20 protein-coding genes, 2 tRNA genes and 1 pseudogene are annotated in these 22,552 nt (G+C 32.2%); 4 read left to right on the top strand and 19 right to left on the bottom strand.

Annotated features, from left to right (window positions below; all coding sequences use genetic code 11):
* Positions 1-27: 27 nt before the first annotated feature.
* From bshC to D1J36_RS05265, 8 genes are all read right to left on the bottom strand, one after another.
* Positions 28-1,608, bottom strand: a complete 1,581-nt coding sequence (gene bshC / locus D1J36_RS05300) for a bacillithiol biosynthesis cysteine-adding enzyme BshC (protein ID WP_154137504.1) — start codon at positions 1,606-1,608, stop codon at positions 28-30.
* Between the two features lie 9 nt (positions 1,609-1,617).
* Entirely contained in the window at positions 1,618-3,519 is a 1,902-nt protein-coding gene (locus D1J36_RS05295) for a putative porin (protein WP_154137503.1), read from the bottom strand.
* Between the two features lie 50 nt (positions 3,520-3,569).
* Positions 3,570-4,976: a RagB/SusD family nutrient uptake outer membrane protein gene (locus tag D1J36_RS05290; protein WP_154137502.1), complete on the bottom strand. Its 1,407-nt coding sequence runs from the start codon at positions 4,974-4,976 to the stop codon at positions 3,570-3,572.
* Between the two features lie 20 nt (positions 4,977-4,996).
* Positions 4,997-7,852, bottom strand: a complete 2,856-nt coding sequence (locus D1J36_RS05285) for a SusC/RagA family TonB-linked outer membrane protein (RefSeq protein WP_154137501.1) — start codon at positions 7,850-7,852, stop codon at positions 4,997-4,999.
* 309 nt (positions 7,853-8,161) lie between these two features.
* Positions 8,162-10,969 carry a translation initiation factor IF-2 gene (infB, locus tag D1J36_RS05280; protein ID WP_154137500.1) on the bottom strand — a complete coding sequence of 936 codons (2,808 nt, stop codon included), beginning with the start codon at positions 10,967-10,969 and terminating at the stop codon, positions 8,162-8,164.
* 121 nt (positions 10,970-11,090) lie between these two features.
* On the bottom strand, positions 11,091-12,323 hold the full coding sequence (gene nusA / locus D1J36_RS05275) for a transcription termination factor NusA (protein ID WP_154137499.1): 1,233 nt from the start codon (positions 12,321-12,323) through the stop codon (positions 11,091-11,093).
* Between the two features lie 44 nt (positions 12,324-12,367).
* On the bottom strand, positions 12,368-12,835 hold the full coding sequence (rimP, locus tag D1J36_RS05270) for a ribosome assembly cofactor RimP (RefSeq protein ID WP_154137498.1): 468 nt from the start codon (positions 12,833-12,835) through the stop codon (positions 12,368-12,370).
* Between the two features lie 219 nt (positions 12,836-13,054).
* On the bottom strand, positions 13,055-14,203 hold the full coding sequence (locus D1J36_RS05265) for a DUF6630 family protein (RefSeq protein WP_154137497.1): 1,149 nt from the start codon (positions 14,201-14,203) through the stop codon (positions 13,055-13,057).
* Positions 14,204-14,264: 61 nt separating this feature from the next.
* Here D1J36_RS05265 and D1J36_RS05260 point away from each other — a divergent pair, with 61 nt between their 5' ends.
* The 3 genes from D1J36_RS05260 to D1J36_RS05250 all read left to right on the top strand — a co-directional run bounded on the left by D1J36_RS05260 (position 14,265) and on the right by D1J36_RS05250 (position 15,702).
* Positions 14,265-15,512, top strand: coding sequence for a bifunctional folylpolyglutamate synthase/dihydrofolate synthase (locus D1J36_RS05260; protein ID WP_154137496.1), 1,248 nt, complete (start codon positions 14,265-14,267; stop codon positions 15,510-15,512).
* A gap of 34 nt (positions 15,513-15,546) precedes the next feature.
* Positions 15,547-15,624: transfer RNA gene (locus D1J36_RS05255), tRNA-Val, on the top strand.
* Between the two features lie 3 nt (positions 15,625-15,627).
* Positions 15,628-15,702, top strand: a tRNA-Val gene (locus tag D1J36_RS05250).
* A 54-nt stretch (positions 15,703-15,756) separates the two neighbouring features.
* Here D1J36_RS05250 and D1J36_RS05245 read toward each other — a convergent pair.
* The 10 genes and pseudogenes from D1J36_RS05245 to D1J36_RS05200 form a co-directional block, all read right to left on the bottom strand.
* On the bottom strand, positions 15,757-16,089 hold the full coding sequence (locus D1J36_RS05245; protein WP_252339339.1) for a phage integrase SAM-like domain-containing protein: 333 nt from the start codon (positions 16,087-16,089) through the stop codon (positions 15,757-15,759).
* Positions 16,090-16,191: 102 nt separating this feature from the next.
* Positions 16,192-16,335 (bottom strand): annotated as a pseudogene (locus tag D1J36_RS05240) (Arm DNA-binding domain-containing protein); the annotation flags it as partial.
* A gap of 371 nt (positions 16,336-16,706) precedes the next feature.
* Positions 16,707-17,138: a hypothetical protein gene (locus tag D1J36_RS05235; RefSeq protein WP_154137495.1), complete on the bottom strand. Its 432-nt coding sequence runs from the start codon at positions 17,136-17,138 to the stop codon at positions 16,707-16,709.
* A 69-nt stretch (positions 17,139-17,207) separates the two neighbouring features.
* On the bottom strand, positions 17,208-17,489 hold the full coding sequence (locus D1J36_RS05230; protein WP_252339337.1) for a DUF6804 family protein: 282 nt from the start codon (positions 17,487-17,489) through the stop codon (positions 17,208-17,210).
* Between the two features lie 17 nt (positions 17,490-17,506).
* Positions 17,507-17,896: a hypothetical protein gene (locus D1J36_RS05225; RefSeq protein ID WP_154137494.1), complete on the bottom strand. Its 390-nt coding sequence runs from the start codon at positions 17,894-17,896 to the stop codon at positions 17,507-17,509.
* A 48-nt stretch (positions 17,897-17,944) separates the two neighbouring features.
* The gene (locus D1J36_RS05220; protein ID WP_154137493.1) at positions 17,945-18,841 is read right to left on the bottom strand and encodes a hypothetical protein; all 897 of its coding nucleotides are present in this window, start codon (positions 18,839-18,841) and stop codon (positions 17,945-17,947) included.
* A gap of 190 nt (positions 18,842-19,031) precedes the next feature.
* Positions 19,032-19,523 carry a hypothetical protein gene (locus tag D1J36_RS05215; protein ID WP_154137492.1) on the bottom strand — a complete coding sequence of 164 codons (492 nt, stop codon included), beginning with the start codon at positions 19,521-19,523 and terminating at the stop codon, positions 19,032-19,034.
* 96 nt (positions 19,524-19,619) lie between these two features.
* The gene (locus tag D1J36_RS05210; RefSeq protein ID WP_154137491.1) at positions 19,620-19,853 is read right to left on the bottom strand and encodes a hypothetical protein; all 234 of its coding nucleotides are present in this window, start codon (positions 19,851-19,853) and stop codon (positions 19,620-19,622) included.
* Positions 19,854-19,899: 46 nt separating this feature from the next.
* A complete protein-coding gene (locus D1J36_RS05205; RefSeq protein WP_154137490.1) occupies positions 19,900-20,352 on the bottom strand; it encodes a hypothetical protein in 453 nt (150 codons plus the stop codon).
* Between the two features lie 91 nt (positions 20,353-20,443).
* Positions 20,444-21,133: a DUF805 domain-containing protein gene (locus D1J36_RS05200; protein ID WP_154137489.1), complete on the bottom strand. Its 690-nt coding sequence runs from the start codon at positions 21,131-21,133 to the stop codon at positions 20,444-20,446.
* 133 nt (positions 21,134-21,266) lie between these two features.
* Here D1J36_RS05200 and D1J36_RS05195 point away from each other — a divergent pair, with 133 nt between their 5' ends.
* A complete protein-coding gene (locus D1J36_RS05195; protein WP_014938363.1) occupies positions 21,267-21,494 on the top strand; it encodes a helix-turn-helix domain-containing protein in 228 nt (75 codons plus the stop codon).
* Between the two features lie 261 nt (positions 21,495-21,755).
* Here the strand turns inward: D1J36_RS05195 and D1J36_RS05190 are convergent, their stop codons facing one another.
* Positions 21,756-22,142, bottom strand: a complete 387-nt coding sequence (locus D1J36_RS05190) for a hypothetical protein (RefSeq protein WP_154137488.1) — start codon at positions 22,140-22,142, stop codon at positions 21,756-21,758.
* Positions 22,143-22,552 lie beyond the last annotated feature (410 nt).

Here is a 22,552-nt window from a genome sequence, read left to right as displayed (position 1 = left end):
CTAGATTGCAAAAATACATTTTTCCAATTAAATAGCTAACACTAACATTACCGACTTATCCACAGGCATTTCTTCTAAACAGATATCCAACCATTTTCTACCTAAACCTCTGTAAAATATACTAAAATTATATTGTCTTTCCTGCCATTTGGCATTAGGATTTATCCTGTCTGCTAGCAAATTCAATCGTTCTAACAAATCCTGATTTTTTTTCTTTTCTGCTTTTAACAGGCGGGCTCTCATTTTTTGATACGATTTTAGCTGACGCTTCTGTTCTGCTTCCACAAGGTTAAAGAAAGTAACTTCTGTCTGTTGAGCTTCTTCTTTCAATTCATCAAAACCTTGCTTTAGCAATTTTTCTTTCTCATCAATAATAGGTAATAAAGTAGATTTTTTCAAGAGTTTTTCTCCAAACACTCGTTGATAATCATTGAAAAAGTCCTTAACATTAAACCCTAACTTATCAATTTTAGCAAAAGTTTTTTCATCAATAAAAGTGAATGAATGGCGTGGTATTAAAACTGGAAACTCTAACCCTATACTTCTAAAATAATCTACCAGCTCTAGCCAATACATTACTTCTGCATTTCCCCCTATATAAGCGATATTAGGCAATATCGTCTCCTGGTAAACAGGTCTCATCAAGGCATTAGGACTGAATCTTTCAGGGAAATTTTGTAATTCCTCCAACATCTCTAGCTCTGTAAATACCTTTTTGGTGTCTATCACTCTAAATAAATCTCCATCTCGCTCTATCCTTTGACGTTTGTCTGTAAGGTAAAACAAGTTGATTTCTCTAGGATTTACCTGCACTTTAGAGTATGATTGCGATAAATATGCTATCCTTTGTTTAGTTTCGTTATAAAGTTTTTGAGAAAAAAGTTCTTCTCTAAAGATGGAAGTCATTTGCAATTTCAAAGCCTTATTATCGCCATCTATGAGTAAAAGTCCATAATCTGAAAATAATTTTTGAGCTAAAATTCTTATAGATTGCGATAAACTCTGCCCTAAACCATAAGCTTCCTCTAGCCAACTAACAAGTTCTTTTCCAAAAGGGAAACTCTCCATTTCCTTTTTAAATTGCTCTAAAAATGTGTTAGATTCCACCTTAATTCTACCAACCGCTCCACCTTGTACGCCTTCTATCTCGTAGTAATTTTCATCTGTCCTAAAGTGATTGATTTCATCAAAATCGTGGTCTTCTGTAGCCATCCAAAAAATAGGAACAAAATGTTTTTCAGAAAACTGCTCTCTAAGATAAATGCTGGTCTTAATCGTCTGTAAAATTTTATAAATAAAAAACACAGGTCCTGTAAACAAGTTAAGCTGATGTCCCGTAGTGATAGTAAATGCATTTTCTTTTAGCAAAGCCTCCAAATTCTCCTTTTGTGATGAAGAAAGCTCAATACCTTCATATTGCTCTTGAATGACTTTAACTAAAACTTCTCTTTTTTCATTAGAAAATGTTTGGGATTTAGCCTCTATCTTATCAACTATGTTGGTAATATTAAATGAATACGGTTTAAAATCCTCTATTTTATCATCTAAAAAATCCCTAATTAGCTTAGGGATTGTATCTATCTCCTGAAATGGAATAAGCGTTTTCATACTTCAAATTTAGTAAAAAAGATACCAAACTATACCTAAATTAAGCCTAAAATCAGAAATAGGAAAATATGGTGCTGTATATGACCTATTTTTCATAAATGTAGTATTAAAATGCTGTGCTTCTGCATAGATAAGCATTCTTTTCACTTTCATATTAAAATAAGCCGAAGCAATAGGTTGCCCTCCTATACTATGAGCAGAAGCAGACGGCAACACAAATTCGTTAAGCACAGGAGCATATTCTCTAGAGTTGAACTTTGAAAAATAATACACCTGAATTCCCGTCTGTAATTCTGCCGCTTTTTTAAAGGCTGGTGTTTGATAATAGAAGTTGAGCCTTCCTACAAAATGTGGCAAAGGCAACAAATCTTTATTATTGAGAACCGCCTGAAATAAAAGATTTGGATTAAAGTTAAATTTACCATACTTAAACAGAGCTTCTCCACCAATCTGAGAAATATTAACCGAAGCCGAACTTTGCTTAGGCTGATACAACTCATTAAAATAAGCCATTTGGTCTATCCTAAAATAACTGGCTGATACTTTTGCATCAAACCATTTCAAGCCTAAAATTCCACCAATTTCTAGAATATTTTGATTTTTGAAATCTTGCCACTGATAATTAAAATTAGGATAAAGTGAAGCATTTACCAAATAGTTAAAACTTGGTGCTACCGACTGAAAGTTAGCTTTAGCATCTAAAAAATAGCCCTCAATAGGTTCTAACTTTAAATGATTGGTTGTTTTTAAATAATTTCCAAAAACAGCACCTCTAGAGACTTCTAAGAAAGACTGCAACTTCAGTTTATCCCAAAGGTTGATGTCTAAATTCCCAATCGCTCCTAGTCTATTTTCCTTATAAATATCAAACTGAGCATTACCTGTACCTAAACTGATACTTTGATGCCTAATACCTGCATCTAGTTTAAATTTTTCATTATCCCAAAGTAAACTTATTGTATTACTTAAGTTCTCAGAATATTTTTTATTCACCAAAGGCATCTCTATTAATACACCGCCACCTCTTTGCTGAAAATAACTTTCTACACTAGATTGTTTAAAGTAATATTTATTACCTTGATGAAAAATGCTATGCCTTAACTTAAACGGAAAACGCTCCGAAGAAAACGGACGAAATTCGTGACTGTAATAATACCTTCTATATGAAAATCTAGAATCAGAACCCGTGAGATTGACTTCAAGATTATTTCTATTTTTAAATCGGGTATCGTTAAGGAAATTATCCAAGCTTACAATACCTCCATACTCTTCTGCATTAACATTCTGGTGTGTAAAGTGGGCATAAGCTTGATATTTTTGATTTCTAGACTGAAACTGTGCCGAAACTGTAAAATTATTACTAGAGGTCAAACTTCTTCTATAAAACCCTTGAGACCTCAGTCCCGTATAATCTAACGCAAAATTGAAATTCTTCCCAATATTTTGGGTATAGGTAGATTTTAGAGTTCCCCCATTTCCAACACCATTATGGTAAACAAAAGCCGTAGTAGGCGTTTTAACATCATAATAGTGTATATCTTGAATACCTTGTATGAAGTATGATTTATTAGTTGGCAAAAGAGTTAAGTTCTGCTCTGAATTAACGGAATACACTAAATCTTGAAAACCTGCTCCTATATTAGCAAATGGCACTTTACCAAAAATATCTCTATTGTTATACTGGGTAAATTGATGGTATTTATCTATACTAAAAACCGTATCAAACACTTGATACTGCCCAAACTGTGTCTTATATCTATAATCTTGAATAGTAGGAATAAAGACTTTAGCAGAATCTTTTCCTCCTCTATCTATAACTAATGAATCTTGCTTTATTTTATCTCCCGATTTCTCTTGTGCTTTTAACCAAGTAGAAACCAATAACACTACTATAAAAAAAATGTACCTCATAAAGTTTTATGAGGTACAAAGATACTTATAAGTAGAATCCTCTACAAATATTAATTATCATAACCAGGATTCGCTTTCACCAAAGATCCTGTAACTAAAGTTTCAGCTCTAGGAATAGGAAACGCTAATTGATAATCTCCCACTGATTTATCACCTTTTGTTTCTCTTCCCCCCGCCTTACTATAATATGGAATAACACTACCCCATCTCAACAAATCCCAATACCTCAAACCTTCACCTAATAACTCTTTAGTTCTCTCTTTTTTAACATCGGCCAATGTAATAGCAGACAGAGGAGATAAATTTCTTTCCTTTACAATCATATTATAATACTGTAAAGCCTTAGAAGAGTTTCCTAACATTATTTGTGCTTCAGCTGCATTTAAAAGTACCTCTTCATATCTAACAACTTTCACGTTACTAGATCCCTTCATGTTGGAGTACTTGCCATCTAAGAAGTACACACCTTCAGTCTCTACAATCAGATTACGTCTCACATCATCCTTATCATAAGAAGAAAACGCCTCTGGAAGCACTGCTATATTAGCATATCCTTCAGAATTCATAAGATAATCGTAAGCATTAAATCCTAAAGCCCCATTAAGTCCTGCTGCCAACTCAAAAACACTATTATCTGCATTCTCCTTTGAAAAAGACAATTGCAAATCTCCCGCTTTCGCCACAGAATAAACACCTGAACTGATAACTTCTTCAGCGTATTTTGCAGCGCTCGCATAATCCCCTTTATAGAGAAAATATCTAGACATAAGAGCTTTAACAGAATTCCCATTCAAATATGTTCTATCAGCTTTATTCCCACTATCTCCCATATAGCTTAACGCCATTCGGAAATCACTTTCTATTTGTGCTCTTGTTTCATCTACACTTGCTCTAGCTTGTTTAGCATTCGGATCATACTCTTTAGGCAATACAACCCCAAGATTTCCAGATGAATACTCCTGACCATATAATCTTAGTAAATCAAAAAAAGCAAGAGCTCTTACTGCATAAGCCTGACCAACAAGGTATTTCACCTCTGCAGCTCCCGAATTGGTTAATGTACTTCCCCCTAGAGTCAAATTATTACCTGAAGCGCCTATTACTATATTAGCATTACCTATTACTTGGTAGATAGCGTACCACACATCTCGTGCATCAGCATCCTGTGAAGTCATATTGTAAGTAGCAAATGGAACATTCCTTCCTGAAAGTTGAGTACAGTATGTTTCATCTGTATGTATCTGACCAACAACTTTATACACCCTACCTAAGTAGCTACCAGATCTCATCTTAACATACATACCATTAACAAAGGAGCGCATCTGCTCCACAGTAGATATTGGAGCTGCTTTCTCCACTTCAAAAAACTGGGTTTCTGTAAAATCCCTACTACAAGACGTTAGAACGCAACCTCCTGTAGCTAACAATAGCGACACATTATATATTATTTTTTTCATTTTTTATATTATTTATGATTTTAGAAATTAAAACTAACACCCAAACTATACGACTTCATAGGAGGCAATGTAAGGTTTGCATCTCCCCCGATTTGTAAATCAGGATCAAATTTGAAATCCTTATCAAAAGTATGCGTCCAAACATTATTACCTAAAACATAAAGTTGGATATCCGACACTCCTAAATTGGAACTACCCAAGATATTTTTATCAAATGTATATGACAACTTTATAGTTCTCAATCTTACATAATCCCCCTTGTACAAAAATCTCGTAGAAGCTTCATTCGCTTTTGAGTTTCCATTTCCATAAATAGGAGCAGGATTCTTTGCATTTCTATTATCAACAGTCCAATAGTCAAGTTGAGCTCTATATCCAGGATAAGTTGAAGTATACTGTCCATCACTCATTAAATATTTTGTCCAGTAATCAAAAACCTTATTTCCAAACCCATAGCTGAACTGTGCATCTAGACTAAACCCTTTGTAAGTAAGTTGTGTATCTAACCCTCCAAAAAACTTAGCATAAGGACTACCTTGCACCGCCTCTTTTGCTTCATTATAGTTAGAAGTTGTTGCTCCATCTACTCCATTTTTGTACCACAAAGGAGCACCATTAGCAGGGTCTACCCCAGCCCACTTCCTCAAGTAAAACGCTCTTGCAACTTCCCCTTCTCTCATTATTCTTGTTCCAGAAACAATATCTTTCCCTTCTGCCAACTTTAAAACTTTATTATCTAAAGTACTGAAATTAGCATTTAAAGACCAACTAAAGTTCTCATTTTTTACAATTTGAGCTCCTAGAGTAAATTCAAAACCAGAGTTTCTCATAGAACCTACATTCACATACTTTCTAGCATAGGCAACATTATCTATAATATTGTAACCCGCTTGAGTCATAGAAAGTGGTAAATCAAATATCATATCTCTCGTTGTCTTATTGTAATAAGCTGCCCCAAATGTTATTCTATTATTGAATAAACTCATATCAAATCCAACATTCATAGGATTTAAAGTCTCCCACCTCAAATCTTTATTGTCTACTCCTCTAGGAGAAGCACCTGCTCTGTCTCCATAATTTGAACCATAATAATATGTATAGTAAGGAGATACATCAACACCTGGTAAGTTACCTACCGAACCATAAGATGCAGAAAACTTAAGTTGAGAAATAGCTCTTACTTTCTTTAATGCTTCAAGCCTAGCCAAATCTAAACCTACACCTGCTGACCAAAAGTACCCAGTTCTATTTTCCAACCAAAAATTTGAAACTTTATCCTGTCTACCAGACAAATCCAATAAGAATAATTTATCATAATCATAATGCAATGTAGCAGCATATCCTCCCCTAGAATTTACTCTTTTTGACCCCCTCGCACTTCTAGGGATAATAAAACTATCCAAAGTCTGAAGATTAGAAGTCCCTACTACATCGGCTGTTGCTCCCAAGCGTTTTCTATCCTCTCTATAAGCTTCCTGTATTAAACTAGCAGAAAAACTATTCCTATTTAATTTAAAATCATAGGACAATATGTTCTGTATATTAAAGTTAAAATATCTAGTTGCATTACTTAGCAAAGATCCACCTAAATTGTATCCATCTCCATGAAGTGGCGACCTATAATCATCCTCTTCTATGTTTATATACTCTGGAGCAAAAACAAATCTATACGTAAGATTCTTTGCCAGTTTATAGTCAGTTTGCAAATTTGCGAAAATCCTAACTGTAGAAGCGTTTATGTAATTCAAATTCTGCAAAGCAGCAACATTGAATAAACCATTTGACAATCGTCCGTAACTACCTAAATTATAAGCTCCATCACTATTTAAAAGTGCATCAGAAGGTCTTAAAAAATATTGCCCTAAGATAGGGTTAGCAAAAGCCCCCCCCTGTGCTAATGTTGATGTCTTTCCTAAGGAAGCCTGTAAATCAGATGAAATTGTTAATCTATCTGTCGCCTTATAGTTAACTCTAGAACTACTAGATATCCTCTTAAATGAAGAAGCTTTCGCCACCCCATCTTGATCAAAATAGCCTAACGATGTATAATATGTTAATCTATCATTACCACCTGATACGGAAAGGTTCGTTCTTTGCAACATCGCACCTCCAACTCTTTCTGTAGCCTTTCTCCAGTCAGTGCTAACATTAGTATTAAAGATATTTTTCAAGGTCGCACCATATACCCCCGCAATAGCATTTTTAGATGCTACATCTAACGAAACATTGTATCTGTTCGCAATTCCCTGTGTCAATAGACCTCTCCACTCCGATGTAGATAAACCTTCATGTCCCGTTACAGCTCTATATGAAACACCTGTCTCTGAAGAAAAGTTAAACCTTGCCTGCCCTTTTCTTCCCGACTTTGTAGTAATAATCACAACCCCTGCCCCTGCATCTGCTCCATAAACTGCCGTAGAAACAGCATCTTTAAGTACAGTTACATTCTCTATATCAGCTTCATTCAAGTTAGCAAGTATATTTGCCGTAGTGGTATTTACAGTTAAATCTCCCTGTGCTACCCTTACTCCATCAATAATTATGATTGGGTTATTTCTCCCATTCACAGAAGCCATACCCCTAATTCTTATATTGGCCGCTCCTCCTGGCTGCCCAGTAGACATACCCATCTGTACACCAGCTACTCTACCAGACATCGCCTTATCAATAGAGCCAGAAGACATGTTAGCAATATCTTTACCCACTTTACCTACTGCCCCTGTTAATTCTTTAACCGCTTTCTTTTGACCAAAACCAACCATTACTACCTCCTCTATTTCCTTGACAGAGTCCTTCTTTACTTTTTGTGCCACTACACTTTGAGCTCCTATGAAGAAAACAGCTCCAGCAGTAAGCACCCTTAATTTTACATTCATATATTAACAAAATTTAATATTATACCCTGCAAAGATGTTAATAATTCTTAATATTTGCAAGTAAATAAGTGTTTTTCAGCATTTATCATCTAAAACATCTATATATTTTCATCAAAAAACGAGAGTATTTTTAAGCCATATAATAAAATCACCCTAATTATTCACTGATAATCAATAACTTAAAATCAAAATATAGCTACTATCGCAATAGACTGTTATTTTTAATTTATAACCACTCTAAATAAAAATAAACCCGATAAATACTTATCGAGTCTATTTTTATAAAATTATAAGATAAAACTACAATGATTACTTCAGTTTTTTCTTAACGCTTACTTGTTCATAAACTTCTAAAACATCTCCAACCTCTATATCATTATATCCTTTAAGATTAAGTCCACATTCGTAGCCTTTAGAAACCTCTTTCACGTCGTCTTTAAAGCGTTTTAAACTTTCAAGCTCACCATCAAACTTAACTATACCATCTCTTAAAAGTCTTATCTTAGAGTTTCTAGTAACTTTACCTGTAAGTACCATACACCCTGCAATAGAGCCTACTTTAGAAATCTTAAACACTTCTCTAATTTCAACATTACCCACTACTTGTTCTTTAATTTCAGGAGAAAGCATTCCTTCCATAGCTTCCTTAACATCGTCTATTGCATCATAAATAACAGAGTAAGTTCTTATTTCTATCTCTTCTTTATCAGCTAAATCTTTCGCATTTGCTCCCGCTCTTACATTAAAGCCAATAACTATAGCATCCGAAGCTGTTGCCAATAAGATATCACTCTCCGTAATTTGACCAACTCCTTTGTGTAGTATATTGATTTGAATTTCTTCTGTAGATAGCTTTTGCAACATATCAGATAGTGCTTCCACAGAACCATCTACATCACCTTTAAGGATAATATTAAGCTCTTTAAAGTCACCTAAAGCGATACGTCTTCCTATCTCATCTAATGTTAAATGCTTTTTAGTTCTAATAGACTGCTCTCTGTGAAGCTGTTCTCTCTTATTCGCCAAGTTTTTAGCTTCTCTTTCATCTTCATAAACTTTAAACTTATCTCCTGCAGTAGGTGCTCCATCTAAACCTAAAATAGTTACAGGGATAGAAGGTCCAGCCTCTTCCATATTATTACCTCTCTCGTCTAACATCGCCTTTACCTTACCGTGGTTTTTACCAGCTAAGACATAATCTCCCACTTTAAGCGTACCTGCTTGAACTAACATTGTAGCCACATACCCTCTACCCTTGTCCAAAGCCGCCTCTATAACAACCCCATTAGAACGCCTATTAGGATTAGCTTTAAGTTCTAGAAGTTCTGCTTGTATCAATACTTTTTCTAAAAGCAAATCTACATTATTACCAAACTTAGCAGATATTTCTTGAGATTGTACATTACCACCCCATTCTTCTACCAATATATTTAATTGAGATAACTGCTCTCTAATTTTATCTGGATTAGCATTTGGTTTATCCACTTTGTTAATCGCAATAATCATAGGTACTCCTGCTGCCTGTGCATGAGATATCGCCTCTTTTGTTTGTGGCATCACATCGTCGTCCGCCGCAATTACGATAATAGCAATATCAGTAACTTGAGCCCCCCTAGCTCTCATCGCTGTAAAGGCTTCGTGTCCTGGCGTATCTAAGAATGTAATGCGTTCTCCATTTTCTAACTTAACATTGTAAGCTCCTATATGCTGCGTGATACCTCCAGACTCCCCAGCAATAACATTGGTTTTTCTTATATAGTCGAGTAACGAAGTTTTACCGTGGTCCACGTGCCCCATTACCGTTACGATAGGTGCTCTGTGAACTAAATCTTCTTCTGTATCTTCTTCCTCTTCTGCATTATCATCTGTAAGTTCTGCATCGGCAAAAACAATATCAAAACCAAACTCTTCCGCGACTAATGTTAGTGTATCTGCCTCTAATCTTTGGTTCATTGTTACCATTACTCCTAAAGCAAAACAAGCTGATATTACTTCCATTGGCGATACATCCATAAGACTAGCCAACTCATTCACCGTAATAAACTCGGTTACTTTAAGCGTTCTGTCTTTTGCTTCCAACTCTTGCTGCTCTGCATCTTGCTCTCTACGTTGAGTTCTCTTCTCCTTTCTATATTTAGCAGATTTAGATTTACCACCTTTATTGGTTAGTTTCTCTAAAGTTTCCTTAATTTGATTTTTCACTTGCTCTTCAGTAAGCTCCACTGGCATTGTTTTCTCTCCTCTCTTCTTCTTTCCTCCACGGCTTCCCTTATTATCAGGACGAGCACCACCAGTATTATTACCTCTAGTTTTATTATCCTGCTCTTTATTTTGTCCTTGAGCGGGCTTAGCATCTGTAGCCTTAGTAATTCTTTTTCTCTTCTTTTTCTTAGGACGATCAAACTGAGATAAATCTACGGTTTGTTTTAAAATTTTAGGCCCCTCTAATTTTTGATAATTAGTTTCAATTTTTTGAGGTTCTTCCGTAGCAGTTTCTTCTTTTTTAAGCTCTTCCTCTTTTTTAGGTGGAACTATTTCTTCCTTTTTAACGACAGATACTTCCTCTTCATTAACCACAGGCTTTTCCTCTTTTTTAGCCACCACTTTTTCTTTCTTACCTTCTGATTTTTTAGAAGGTCTAGGTCTAGAAGATTCTATCTGGCTCAAGTCTATCTTGTCCAAAACTTTCAGCTCTGTTTTCTGAACTTCAGTCTCAGATTTTATAAGCTCTTCATTCTTTTCTACCTCAACTACAGGCTCTTCTTTAACCTCAGCAGCCTTTTTTTCTTCTACTTTATCTTGCCCCAAGTCTATTTTGCCTAAAACTTTAGGTTCAAGTTTTTCAGAAGATTTGGCTCTTATAACCTCAGGGGCTTTTTCTTCTTTTAGTTCTATTTTTTCTTCTGGAACTTTAGAAATTACCACCTCACTAGAAGCCTTTTTTTGCTCTCCATCTCTTTTGAACTCTGCTTCCAATGCAGAATATGCCTCTGGTGCCAATAGAGCATTGGGATTACTATCTATCTCTATATCTTTGGCTTTTAGAAATTCTACCGCTCTAGATACCGAGATATTAAATTCCTTAATTGCTTTATTTAATCTAATATTTTTTGGCATAATGTATTTAATATTTGCTAATAACACTAGCGTTATTTCGCTTTTTTAATTTTATAAGTTATTTATTGTTTAACGAAGTTTACCTTCATCCTAGTTTTCAATTTTGCAAAGTATTTTCCTATTAGTCAAACTCTTCTGCTAAAATTCTTTTAACTTCCTCTATCGTTTCTTCTTCTAAATCAGTCAAACGAACTAAAGCCTCTGTGTCCTTATCTATAATACTCTTAGCCGTATCTAAACCAACTTTTTTGAATATCTCTATTACCCAATCTTCAATTTCATCACTAAATTCGTCTAGTTCTACATCATCGTCTTCGTGAGCCTCTCTATAAACATCTATTTCATAATCAGAAAGCCACGATGCCAATTTAATATTCTGACCTTGCTTACCTATGATTTTAGCAATTTCTTCAGAGGGCGTGTATACCAATGCTTTTGACTCCTCTGCATTGATGTCTATCTTGTTTATCGTAACATTACCCAAAGCTCTCTTAACCAATATTTCTGGATTTTTAGACCATTGGATAACATCTATATTTTCATTTCTAAGCTCTCTTACCACACCGTGTATTCTAGAACCTTTAACGCCTACACACGCCCCTACTGGATCTATTCTATCATCGTATGCATCTACGGCAATTTTAGCTTTTTCACCAGGTATTCTTACCACTTTTTTAAGAATAATAGTTCCATCTTGAATTTCTGGAATTTCTAATTCTAACAATCTTTCTAAGAACTTAGGTGATATTCTAGAAATTGTAATTTGAGGCTTGCTTCCCTTAAAATCAACACTTTCTATCACAGCTCTCACATTATCTCCTTTTCTAAAGAAATCTGAAGGTATCTGCTTATCTTTTGGCAAAATATATTCGTTGCCCTCATCATCTAATAATATCACATGCTTAAAACGGATATGATGAACTTCTCCCACCATAATCTCTCCAATTCTATCCTTGAATTGCTCATATAGATAAGCATTGTGATGCTCTTGTATTTTAGTTGCTAAAATTTGCTTAAGCGTTAAGATATTTCTTCTCCCCAGTTGAGATACTTTAATTTCTTGAGTAAACTCTTCCCCCACCTCAAAAGTAGGATCTGTTTTTCTAGCTTCCGAAATTTCTATTTCCAAATCATCATCTTCTGACATTTGGTCTTCTACAATAGTTTTATTAAGAAAAATCTGGAAATCTCCCTTATCTGGATTTACAATCACATCAAAATGATCATCAGAATCATATCTTTTCCTTAGAAGGGTTTTAAGAGAATCTTCTATGATTGCCATCAAATCAATCTTACTGATATTCTTCTCTTCTTTAAAATCCCCAAATGCTTCTATCAAAGCTAAATTATCCATCTATATACTTCTTTATTATTTACAATTAAACTGATTTTACCACACTAAAACTTAATAGCTACTAAAGCTTTTTTTATATCTGAAAGTAAAATTTCTTTCTCCTCCTCTACATCTATCTTACCTCTACCTATTTCCTTAGGTTTACGGTAGCGTAAGATTAAAACTATTTTATCCTCTTCCACTCTAGTCAATTCTCCTTCTATTTTAGAAGAGTCATTCAGCAGAATGTCCAAATCTCTACCTATGTTTTTTCTAAACTGTCTTATTTGAGTCAATGGTTCGCTGAGTCCTGCCGACATCACCTGAAGGCTAAAGTCATGCTCTTCTCTATCCATATTAAACTCTATAGCTCTACTTGCATCTAGACAATCTTGCAAGGTAACTCCATTATCTCCATCTAAAATAACTACCACATCATCTCCCGCCGACACTTTAAGATCTATTAAAAATAAATCTTCTCTCTCTGAAAGGAAATCGTTAAGTAGTGTTTCCACCTGTGCTTTTATACTCATACTCTTGTTTGTTAAACCTCGAATAGTAGGACTACGAAAAAAGGCTTTCTTTCGAAGCCTTTCCATTATTTCCCGCAAATCCTCTGCAAAGGTACAGTTTTTTTATCACATCACAAAACATAATACACCCAACTTATTGAAATAAAAGCTAAAATACTTTATTTCAAAACATATTTAACCAAGTTTTATATCCGTTCTATAAATTTCATTTATCTTTTACTAAAAGTGAGATTCAATAGGAAAATCTAACTTTCTTGCAATTTCCAAAACTCTCTCTTTTTCTGACTTCTTACAAATAAAAAGCAAATAACTATCCATCTGTGTATCAATATTTAACGCTGTGAAGTCAGATTCTTTTTCCATTTCCTCTACAATCTGCCACATTTCTTTATCCTTAATAACAAACTCTTGCTGTATTTTTTCGGAAATAAACCCTCTTAAATCATCATAATCCACTTTCCAATCGGAATCGAAAGTCAATAATAACTCAGATAACAAATGTTGAGTAAAATAAGGTATATCCACCTCAGAATCCTCATCAAAATAACCTTCCTCCACAAGCATCTCTTTGTATTCTTCTGGGTTTTCTTGAATTAAATGCCAGTTTTGTTTAAACACCTGAATTTCCTCTTCACTCCGAAAGCCCTTCACACCAACAATTTCTATAAATTCTTCCAGCAGTTTTTCTGGAGCTTCTTCTACTGATTTTACAAATTTCCCTTGGTTTTTCTCTGTAACAATCTCAAACTCATTACAAACAATTTCTATAGCCTCAGTGAAAAATTTAATGTAGTGTTTTTCATATTCATCTTGAGTATCCTCAACAAGAACTTTAGCATGAGTAATTGTTTCAAGTGTAGAAAGACACTGCTCTACATGGTAAAAAACAGTTACCTTCATCGTTCCGTCTTCATAATACGATGGAATTAGAAAAAACATCAGATTTTGTGCTGTAAAATGCTTTTTGAACTTTCCAACTGGTGGAATAGTACAATGCATTACAATCAAACTATATTCAACATTATTATTTTTATCCTCATCCGACAAACAGCCAATATCAAAAGGCTCTAAAAATGTTTTCTCATATGGCTCAAATATATTTTTAGCTTTTATCTTTTTTAGACTTGCTTTATCATATTCTGGATCACCACTTGTAAAAGACGAAGGATAATTGAGGTGTTCCAACAATATATCCGATTTGAATTGAGATGAATCAGGTTCTACACTTTGCTGCCAATGGCGGTCAGACTCCTCCATAAATCGTACAATATCAGGAAGAGCTTTAAAACTTTCTAAAGTTATATTATTTTCACTTTCAGAGTTAATCCTAGATTTTTTAAATAGATTTTTCAAACTTTTTAAAACCATACTCTCACTTTTAAGTCAATCGCAAAAGTATAAAATGTTTATCTTTGGATAAAAATAAATCATGTTCAATACAGAAGAATATCAAAGTGCTTTGGAGTGGCTGTTTACACAAATGCCCAACTACCAAATAGATGGACAAAAAGCCTACAAACCAGGACTAGATAACATAAAAAAACTTTGCGATTTTTTTGGAAACCCTCAAAACAAATTAAAAACAATACACATAGGTGGAACTAATGGCAAAGGCTCTACGAGCAATATGTTAGCTTCCATACTTCAAGAACAGGGGTACAAAGTGGGGCTTTACAACTCTCCGCACCTTATAGAGTTCACAGAAAGAATAAAAGTAAACGGTACCAACGCAAACAAAGATTTCGTTTTTAATTTCATCAATAAACTGAAAAATCTACATAAGGATATCAAACCTTCCTTTTTTGAATTTACCACCATAATGGCATTTCAATATTTTTATGAACAAAAGGTAGATTTTGCCATTATAGAAGTCGGTCTCGGAGGACGATTAGATGCTACGAACATTATATCTCCTTTAGTGTCCGCCATCACCAACATTGCACTAGACCACCAAAATATTCTAGGAGAAACATTGGAAGAAATCGCTACAGAAAAAGCTGGAATCATTAAGCCAAAAACCACCATCATCTGCGGCGAAGAACAACCAGAAATAAAAAAAGTAATACAAGAAAATGCACAATCCAAGGAGGCCAATTTCATAGACACCACTTCCATAGCAACACCATACAAAACTGATTTAAAAGGAGACTACCAAAAGAAAAACATTCGTGTTGTGATAGGGATTATACAAGAATTAAAAAAATTAGGCTTCCAAATTTCTGACCAATCTATTGAGAATGGACTACTTAATGTGCATAATAACACCAAATTTATGGGGCGGTGGTTTGAGATTTCTAAAAATCCACTCGTCATCTGCGACACAGGACACAACCACGCTGGTTTAACCGAAGTTTTTAAACAACTGAATGCCATTCCAAAGAAAAAACATATTGTAATAGGCTTTGTAAATGATAAAAAAATAGAGCCTGTATTTGATTTAACCTCACCAAAAGACTATTATTACTTTGTAAAACCTCAAATAAACAGAGGACTTCACCCCAAAAACTACGAGAATTTAATCCAAAACAAGGGTTTAAACTATCAAATTTTTGACGATGTAAATGAAGGCTACAATGCTGCAAAACACCTATGTAAAGCAGATGAGATGATTTTTATTGGTGGAAGTAACTTTGTTGTAGGAGATTTTTTAGAAAAAAATTTGCCAGTTAATAAATAACTCGTATATTTGCACCACTCAAATGAGAAATTTGGGGCGGTTAGCTCAGTTGGTTCAGAGCATCTGGTTTACACCCAGAGGGTCGGGGGTTCGAATCCCTCACCGCCCACCAAAAGGGTTCTTAGCTCAGTTGGTTCAGAGCATCTGGTTTACACCCAGAGGGTCGGGGGTTCGAATCCCTCAGAACCCACTTTAAAATAAAAATCTCACATTACTATGAGATTTTTATTTATTCACTCCTCTATCAATAATACTTTACTGGATTATGTTCTTCAAAAGGATTAGATTCTAAATATTTCTGAATAACAGCCTGTTTAACTACTTTTTTAAATCTCTGTAAAGACTTGTTAATAGTAACCTGCTGATGCTTTAATTCAGTCTTAGAGTAATATTCAAACTCTGTAATAAAGTTAAAATCTAAATCTTTTAGTTTAATATCAGATTTTTTGTAATGAAATTTTATGAACTCTTTTACATCATCTCTGATATAGCTGAATTTATCCCAAGTCTGCTTTTTAATCTCTACATCTATAAGTTTTTTCAGTTTCTCAAGATATATTTCATAATATTCTAACACACCATATTCTCTAGCTAAAGTTTCTCCTTTATATTGTGTATAGATGTCATTTACATCAAATTTTTCTTCCTTAACTTGAAGGAATAAAAAAGCCTGATTAATATTGTTCTTAATCAGGCTTAATTGTGTATTGATAAAGTTGTTTTCTTCATTGGGGGGAAATGCTTTTTGTTTTTTAGAATTCCAGTTATCAGGATTTATGAATAACCCTGTTGCAAAAGGTTTCCTTTCTAAATTGTAGGTAATTCTACAATTTAATGGAGCTAATCCCTACTTATTTATTCTTGAAGCTGAAATTACAAATAATATTTTTAAAATATCTGTATTCATTGCTGTGATTTTAGATGTTATAAATGTTGCAACCCAAGTAAAAAAAGTTGCAACCCAAATGTTAGCCTTTTATAAGGCTTTTAGTTGTGAAAAATCAAATGTTGTAAATAAATAGAATAGCAGAATATAGTACTCAAATACTTTAAAATCAGTATAAAACAAAAAAGACCTACATTTCTGTAAGTCTTTTTGCTCCTCCTGCTGGGCTCGAACTTTATATTTTTACATTTTGATATTTAATGTCTTTCATTTTTTTCTGAATTAGGGTATGCCTAAAAGTATGCCTTTTAGTCTGAAATTTCTTCTAGAACATTAGATTTTATTTCTTCTAAAGAAGATGAATTGCCATAGATTACAAGTAAGCTATTAGGTTTCTTTAAAAATAGAAATAGTTGTATTTCTCCTGCATAATATTCATATAAATCATAATTGAGATGCACCTCATAGGTAGCAAGGGAATACTTGCATTTTAGAGTGTTTTTAATCTCCTCAATAGCATCTATTCCAATATGAAAGAAAGTCAAGATGACAGCTTCTAGTCTATCCCAGTAGAATATTAATTCAGCTTTATTAGGCTTTTGATTGAGAAACTCCTTTGCTTCTCCTATATACAGATAGCTATCATAGTTAGGTATTCTTTCTATATCTAAAACTTCTAGCTTAAATTCCCAAGTTTCATAATCTTGTCTTAATACAAAAGGTAAATTAAAATTTTCCATAGATTTTGATATAAAAAAACCACTCTAATTTGAGTGGTTATATTATTTTCTATATTGCCTTCGTAGAATTTATTTTTCATCTTTATGCTCCACTTTTAAGAGTATCAATAAAAAAATAGCTACCACAACATCTATAATATTCCATAGAGTTCTTCCTAGTGCAATTTTTATAAATGGTTGAAATAATAAAGCCAAACTAATAAAAATAACAAGCAAGGTATGGTTGTTTTTATATTGATAAGCTAACATAGAAAAACATATTAGAGCAATAAATCTTACTAATTGATAATACCCATAGGGCATATCAAACAAACACAGCATTAAAAATATTGATAAGATAAATTTAATCATAAATGCAAGATAACTAATTATTTAGCAATAAAGTAGAGAATAAACCCCAAAATAGGATAAATAGTTGCTATAAGTTTTAATTTTCTAATGCTATAAATAGTATTAAATGGATACAAAGAGAATGCAATGAATGGCACTATAAGCTGTGAGGAAATCACAGCTATTACAATAGCAAGTAACCAATGTATGTTCAATCCACCAATTAAAGGGAACAAGGATAATATCCAAGAGCTTAAGAGGTTTAAACTCATATATTTATTTTCACTAATATCTCCATTCTCAAAAATATAATTATCTGCTTTCAATGCGTTGTAATATTTCATTCTGTTTAGCCTCCTCATAGTGTCACCATAGAATGCTAGTGGTAATTGGAATAGAATAAAAGATAAAATTAAAAGTATTTTCATTTTTTATTTATTAAAATTATACTCGCTTATTACATATATATTCAAGTTCTATTTACTTATTTTTTCCTCCTCTTCATAAATATATTCCCATTTTTCAATGTGAGTTATTTCTTTTTCATCATGGAAAACTATTTCAACAATATCATTATTTGTATTAAAAGTTCGAGTAACCCTCCTATTTAAAATATTGTTCTTCCAAATTTTTTCATCTACAATGTTGCCTCTCTCATCATAAATATATTCACAAGTTTGAAGGATATTATCTGAAGTTTTGTAAGTATAGAATATGTTATAATAAATTTCATGACCTTTCTCATTGTAACCTTTATAAATATTGAAATGAGAAGATTTTAATATAGATTTTACTAAAGTTCCATTGGAATAGAAAAATTCTGTTACAGTTGTGTAAAACCTATCTTCTGTATCTTCACCATTATCTGTAGTGACAATTTCTTTTATCTTTTGATTTGAATCATTATAGGAGCTTGAAATTTTCTTATTACCTAAAATATCTGTGATTTCTTGGAAAATACAGTTATCATTTTCATCATACCTATATGTTGTATCTGAAACACACTCTTTATTGGCATTTTCTTTATATACTCTTATAAGTTGATTTTTAGAGTTGTAATAATATTTAGTAACTGTTCTTTCTTTATCATAATCAGTAAATATTTCTTCTTTTAGACTTCCATCATTATTATATCTGCATGTATGAGTATGATTATAATTTCCACTTTTGTAATGAATTACATCTTCATTCTTTTTAAAATAATTCCCTAACATTATTTCACTAATGCTTTCACTATCACTATCATAACTTACATAGCAAACTACTTTTTTATCTTTGGTATATTCTGCATATTCTGAAAGTTGTAAAGCTCCCTTTTCATTTACTATATATCTTCTTTGTATTTGTAGTAGAATTGTTTTTTCTTTTGTCATCACTTTTGGATAGGGTTACCTGTTTTTTTAAGCTTTTTATAGTTGTGCATAATTTTACAAATACTCTTCTAATAGTTTACTGCAAAACTCAATAGTATTTAAACCATACATTCATTATGTTGTATTCTTTTGAGGTAAATCCTATATATGGATAGAATGATTTTTACTATATCTGAATTTATTCCTTGCATTACTCTTTTGATAAATCTTCTAGTTCTTGTTTAATATCTTCTATATCATATTTAATAGATTTAATATCTTTGTTTTCAATATTTTCAAAAAATAAGATTTCATTTACTATTAAATAAGTGCTTTTAGCTTCTAGTTTATAATTGCTTATTAAATCTTCTGTAAAAGTATAGTAAGATTTACTTTTCTTGAACTTTTTAATGTGTGTAAATTCTTTTGATTTTTCATTAAATTTATAACCTCTAAAACTCTCAAAATAGTTTTTCAGCACTAAATTTATGGTGTCTTGTTGAATATTTGTTTTATGATAAATAGAGCTGGATAAGAACTTATAATCTTGTAGCTGTTCTAATTTTAATTCATTTATCACTTGTTCAACAATTTTATCCAGTTCTTTATTTTTATCTTTCTTATTGCTAAAATATTTACAGCTAGAAAAACTGAATAATACGATTAAAAATAAAATAGATTTAAATATTATATTATTTCTCATAGTTTTTTATATTTTAATAATTTCTATAACATAAATAGTAACAATAATATAATTGATATTATCAAACTATTTTTATAGATTTTTTTGCTAAAAATCTCAATAGTCATAATACCTATTTTCACTTTCCTGTTCCAACTCATAATACTTTTCTTCTAATTCATCATTCTCTTGGTTAAGGTTTTTAACATCACCATTTAAAGCTGAAACTTGTCTTTTTAATCTGTTATTCTCTCTATTAACTTGAAATAAGCAGATAGAAAGGAACAGAATAATTATACCAAGTAGTATAGTTAATTTATTGTTTTTTTGGGTATCTTTAATAGTCTCCATAGTAGGTTAAATAAATGGGGGTTATAGTATAAGAGTAACAGGGTTACTACTTATTTTTACTTTGCTTTTTATATTTTAATAATTTCCATAACATAAATAGTAGCAATAATATAGTTGATATTATCAAACTATTTTTCACAGCTTCTCCAATTTTTTCATAACTTTTGCTCTGCATAGAAAAAACACTTGTGCTCTGTTGCACATTTGGTTTTGGTAGTACTTCATTTTTGGGATTTTGAAGTTCAATTTTTTGTTTATGCTGGGCTTCTGCTTTTTTATTTTCCGCTTCTATTCTATCAGCTTCAATTTCCTCTTCAAAAATTTTTATAAACTGTAGCTCTTCTTGTGTTAAAGTCTGTGTTTTGGACTTCTTCTGTAATTCCTCATATGCATTTCTTTTAGTTTTTTTATCAAGAAGATGAGGATTTCGTATTAAATACTCTTCCATTAGATCACCCATCCTAGGGTCATTAAAATTTACATATACTTTTTTTGCCATAATGTTATCTTTTTAGCTGTATTATTTGTTTGAGAAGAATTTTAATGGATAACCTTTTTAAAATCTCTATTCTAAAAGGGATAGAACTTGTTTAATTATTATTTTTTTTATTTTCTCTATTTAAGTAGAGATATACCAATCCTCCCACAATAATGAAACTAGCAATTGCACAGACATAGTTAAAATGAAATTCACTATAGGAATAACTATCAGCAGATGCCCTATCACCATCCCCATAATAATATATGGTCTCTCCCAAAATACAACCCAATAGTGTTGCTACAAATGTTCCAGTGACTGCTGAAAGTACTATGATTTCATCTGATGATAAATTAAGAGAATTAATCTTATTGATAAATTTCATCTGTTTTATCTTTTGAATAAACTTTGAGTAATTTCCATTCATTTTTTTTCCATTTAAAGGTTTATTAGGTGTTAATTGTATTTTATCTTTTGGATTCTCCCCATATTCATTAGCATTTGGTTCCCCTTCACCAAATATTAGCCATAGGGTATAAAATGGAATAAATTGATAAAAACCACTATTCCCTCTGTCATGACATCTTTTGGTATTTTGTGCTATAATAAACCAGAGTAATGGTATATATAATAGAAAGGTAAGAGTTAATAAATAAGTATTTTCTTCACTATCAGCTATATCTTGAATTAGAAATTCTTGATAGGAAGAAATAATTGAAAGCAATATGATGTAGATTATAAAACTAATTCCATACTCAGTTCTTCTAATTCTACCACTAAAAGAAAAAGGATTTTTAAACATAGTTATTAAATTTTATTAGTTGATTTAGTTCTAATTTCCCTCATTTCATGTAGAGTAGAAATTAAATATTGTCATATATGGCATTTAGTTAGGCAAATGTAAGGAGTAATTTTGACTTGTCAAATAAGTCAAGTTGGAAAAAACTGAAATTCTTAAAAAAATAGGAAAAAAAGTTAAGGAGATGAGAGAATCTAAAGGGTTATCTCAAGTGGAACTAGTAGGTAAAATGCAAGGAGAAATAGACCCTACCAATATTTCTAGAATAGAATCAGGAAGAACCAATCCAACCATCTACACATTATATAGAATTGCAGAAGCCCTAGAAATTAAAATAAGTGATTTGGTAGATATAGAAAACTAATATCTGATATACTACTGTTACTGCTACAATTTGGCTATAATATTATATCTAGGAATATTATTTTTAGCTCAAAATCCCCTTTTTTTAAGTACATACTACACATACACACACATTAAGATTTTATTTTTTTACTAAAATCTCTAAAATTACTACCATAATAGGGAATAGATTGGTGGTTTAATAGAAAAAAAATAATGAGTTCTAACTTATAGGTACTTACTTAGAAGTAGGGAAAGTTAAAACTCATTACTATTGTAAAATCTAAAATGCTTGTTCTAGTTCATATTTACCATTTCTAGAAAAAGAATTTGAATTTGTTTCAAAGTTCTTTTCTATAGCAGGATTAGGAGACTTTTCTGGAACATATACATATCTATGCTCTAGTATTGTTACCTCTCCTGTTTCTCTATTAGTATACTCATAAGGTTCACAAGATTGTCTTTCTACAGAACCTGCCATTTCAGTCCCTATTAAAGCCTTACAAGTTTCTTCATCAAAGGTTGAAGTGATGTAGGCTTTTTTTGCAGTAGCATAATACTGCCCTGTAGTTTGGGATTGTACCATTTCTATACCACCTGAAATTTCTAGTGCAAAAAATTCTCTTCCATCTTCTGCCACTCTTTGTTTGTAATTGATAATTCTTACCATTGTTTTTGATTTTTGAGTTAAACTTTTTGATTTTATAAGTTGTAAGTAAGAATAATTTATTTCTACTGCTATCACCTAGAGAAATACAAAAAAGCATTACTACAACTTACTCTACACATTGAGTGATGTGCAAGAATAAGTGAGAGGGGTTTGGGGAGGTAAGAGATAAAAAATATTAGATAGGTAGATATTCTAGAAATAGAATATTAGTTTTGATGTTTTGTAAACTAATAATTAAAGCTAGATACTAATCTTTTAGAGAAGTAGCTAAACATTTATAATACCCTATGCATTCTATATAGCTAATATAGATATAGCATTGATGTATGATTAGACCTAGTTTGTTCCATTATTTTATCCTCCTGAGAATAAAAGTTCTATTAACCCTTTAAGGGTGGGGTATTTAGATT

The organism is Riemerella anatipestifer (genome assembly GCF_009670965.2).
Taxonomy (GTDB): Bacteria; Bacteroidota; Bacteroidia; order Flavobacteriales; family Weeksellaceae; genus Riemerella; species Riemerella anatipestifer_B.
This window is presented reverse-complemented; position numbering and strand designations above follow the sequence as displayed.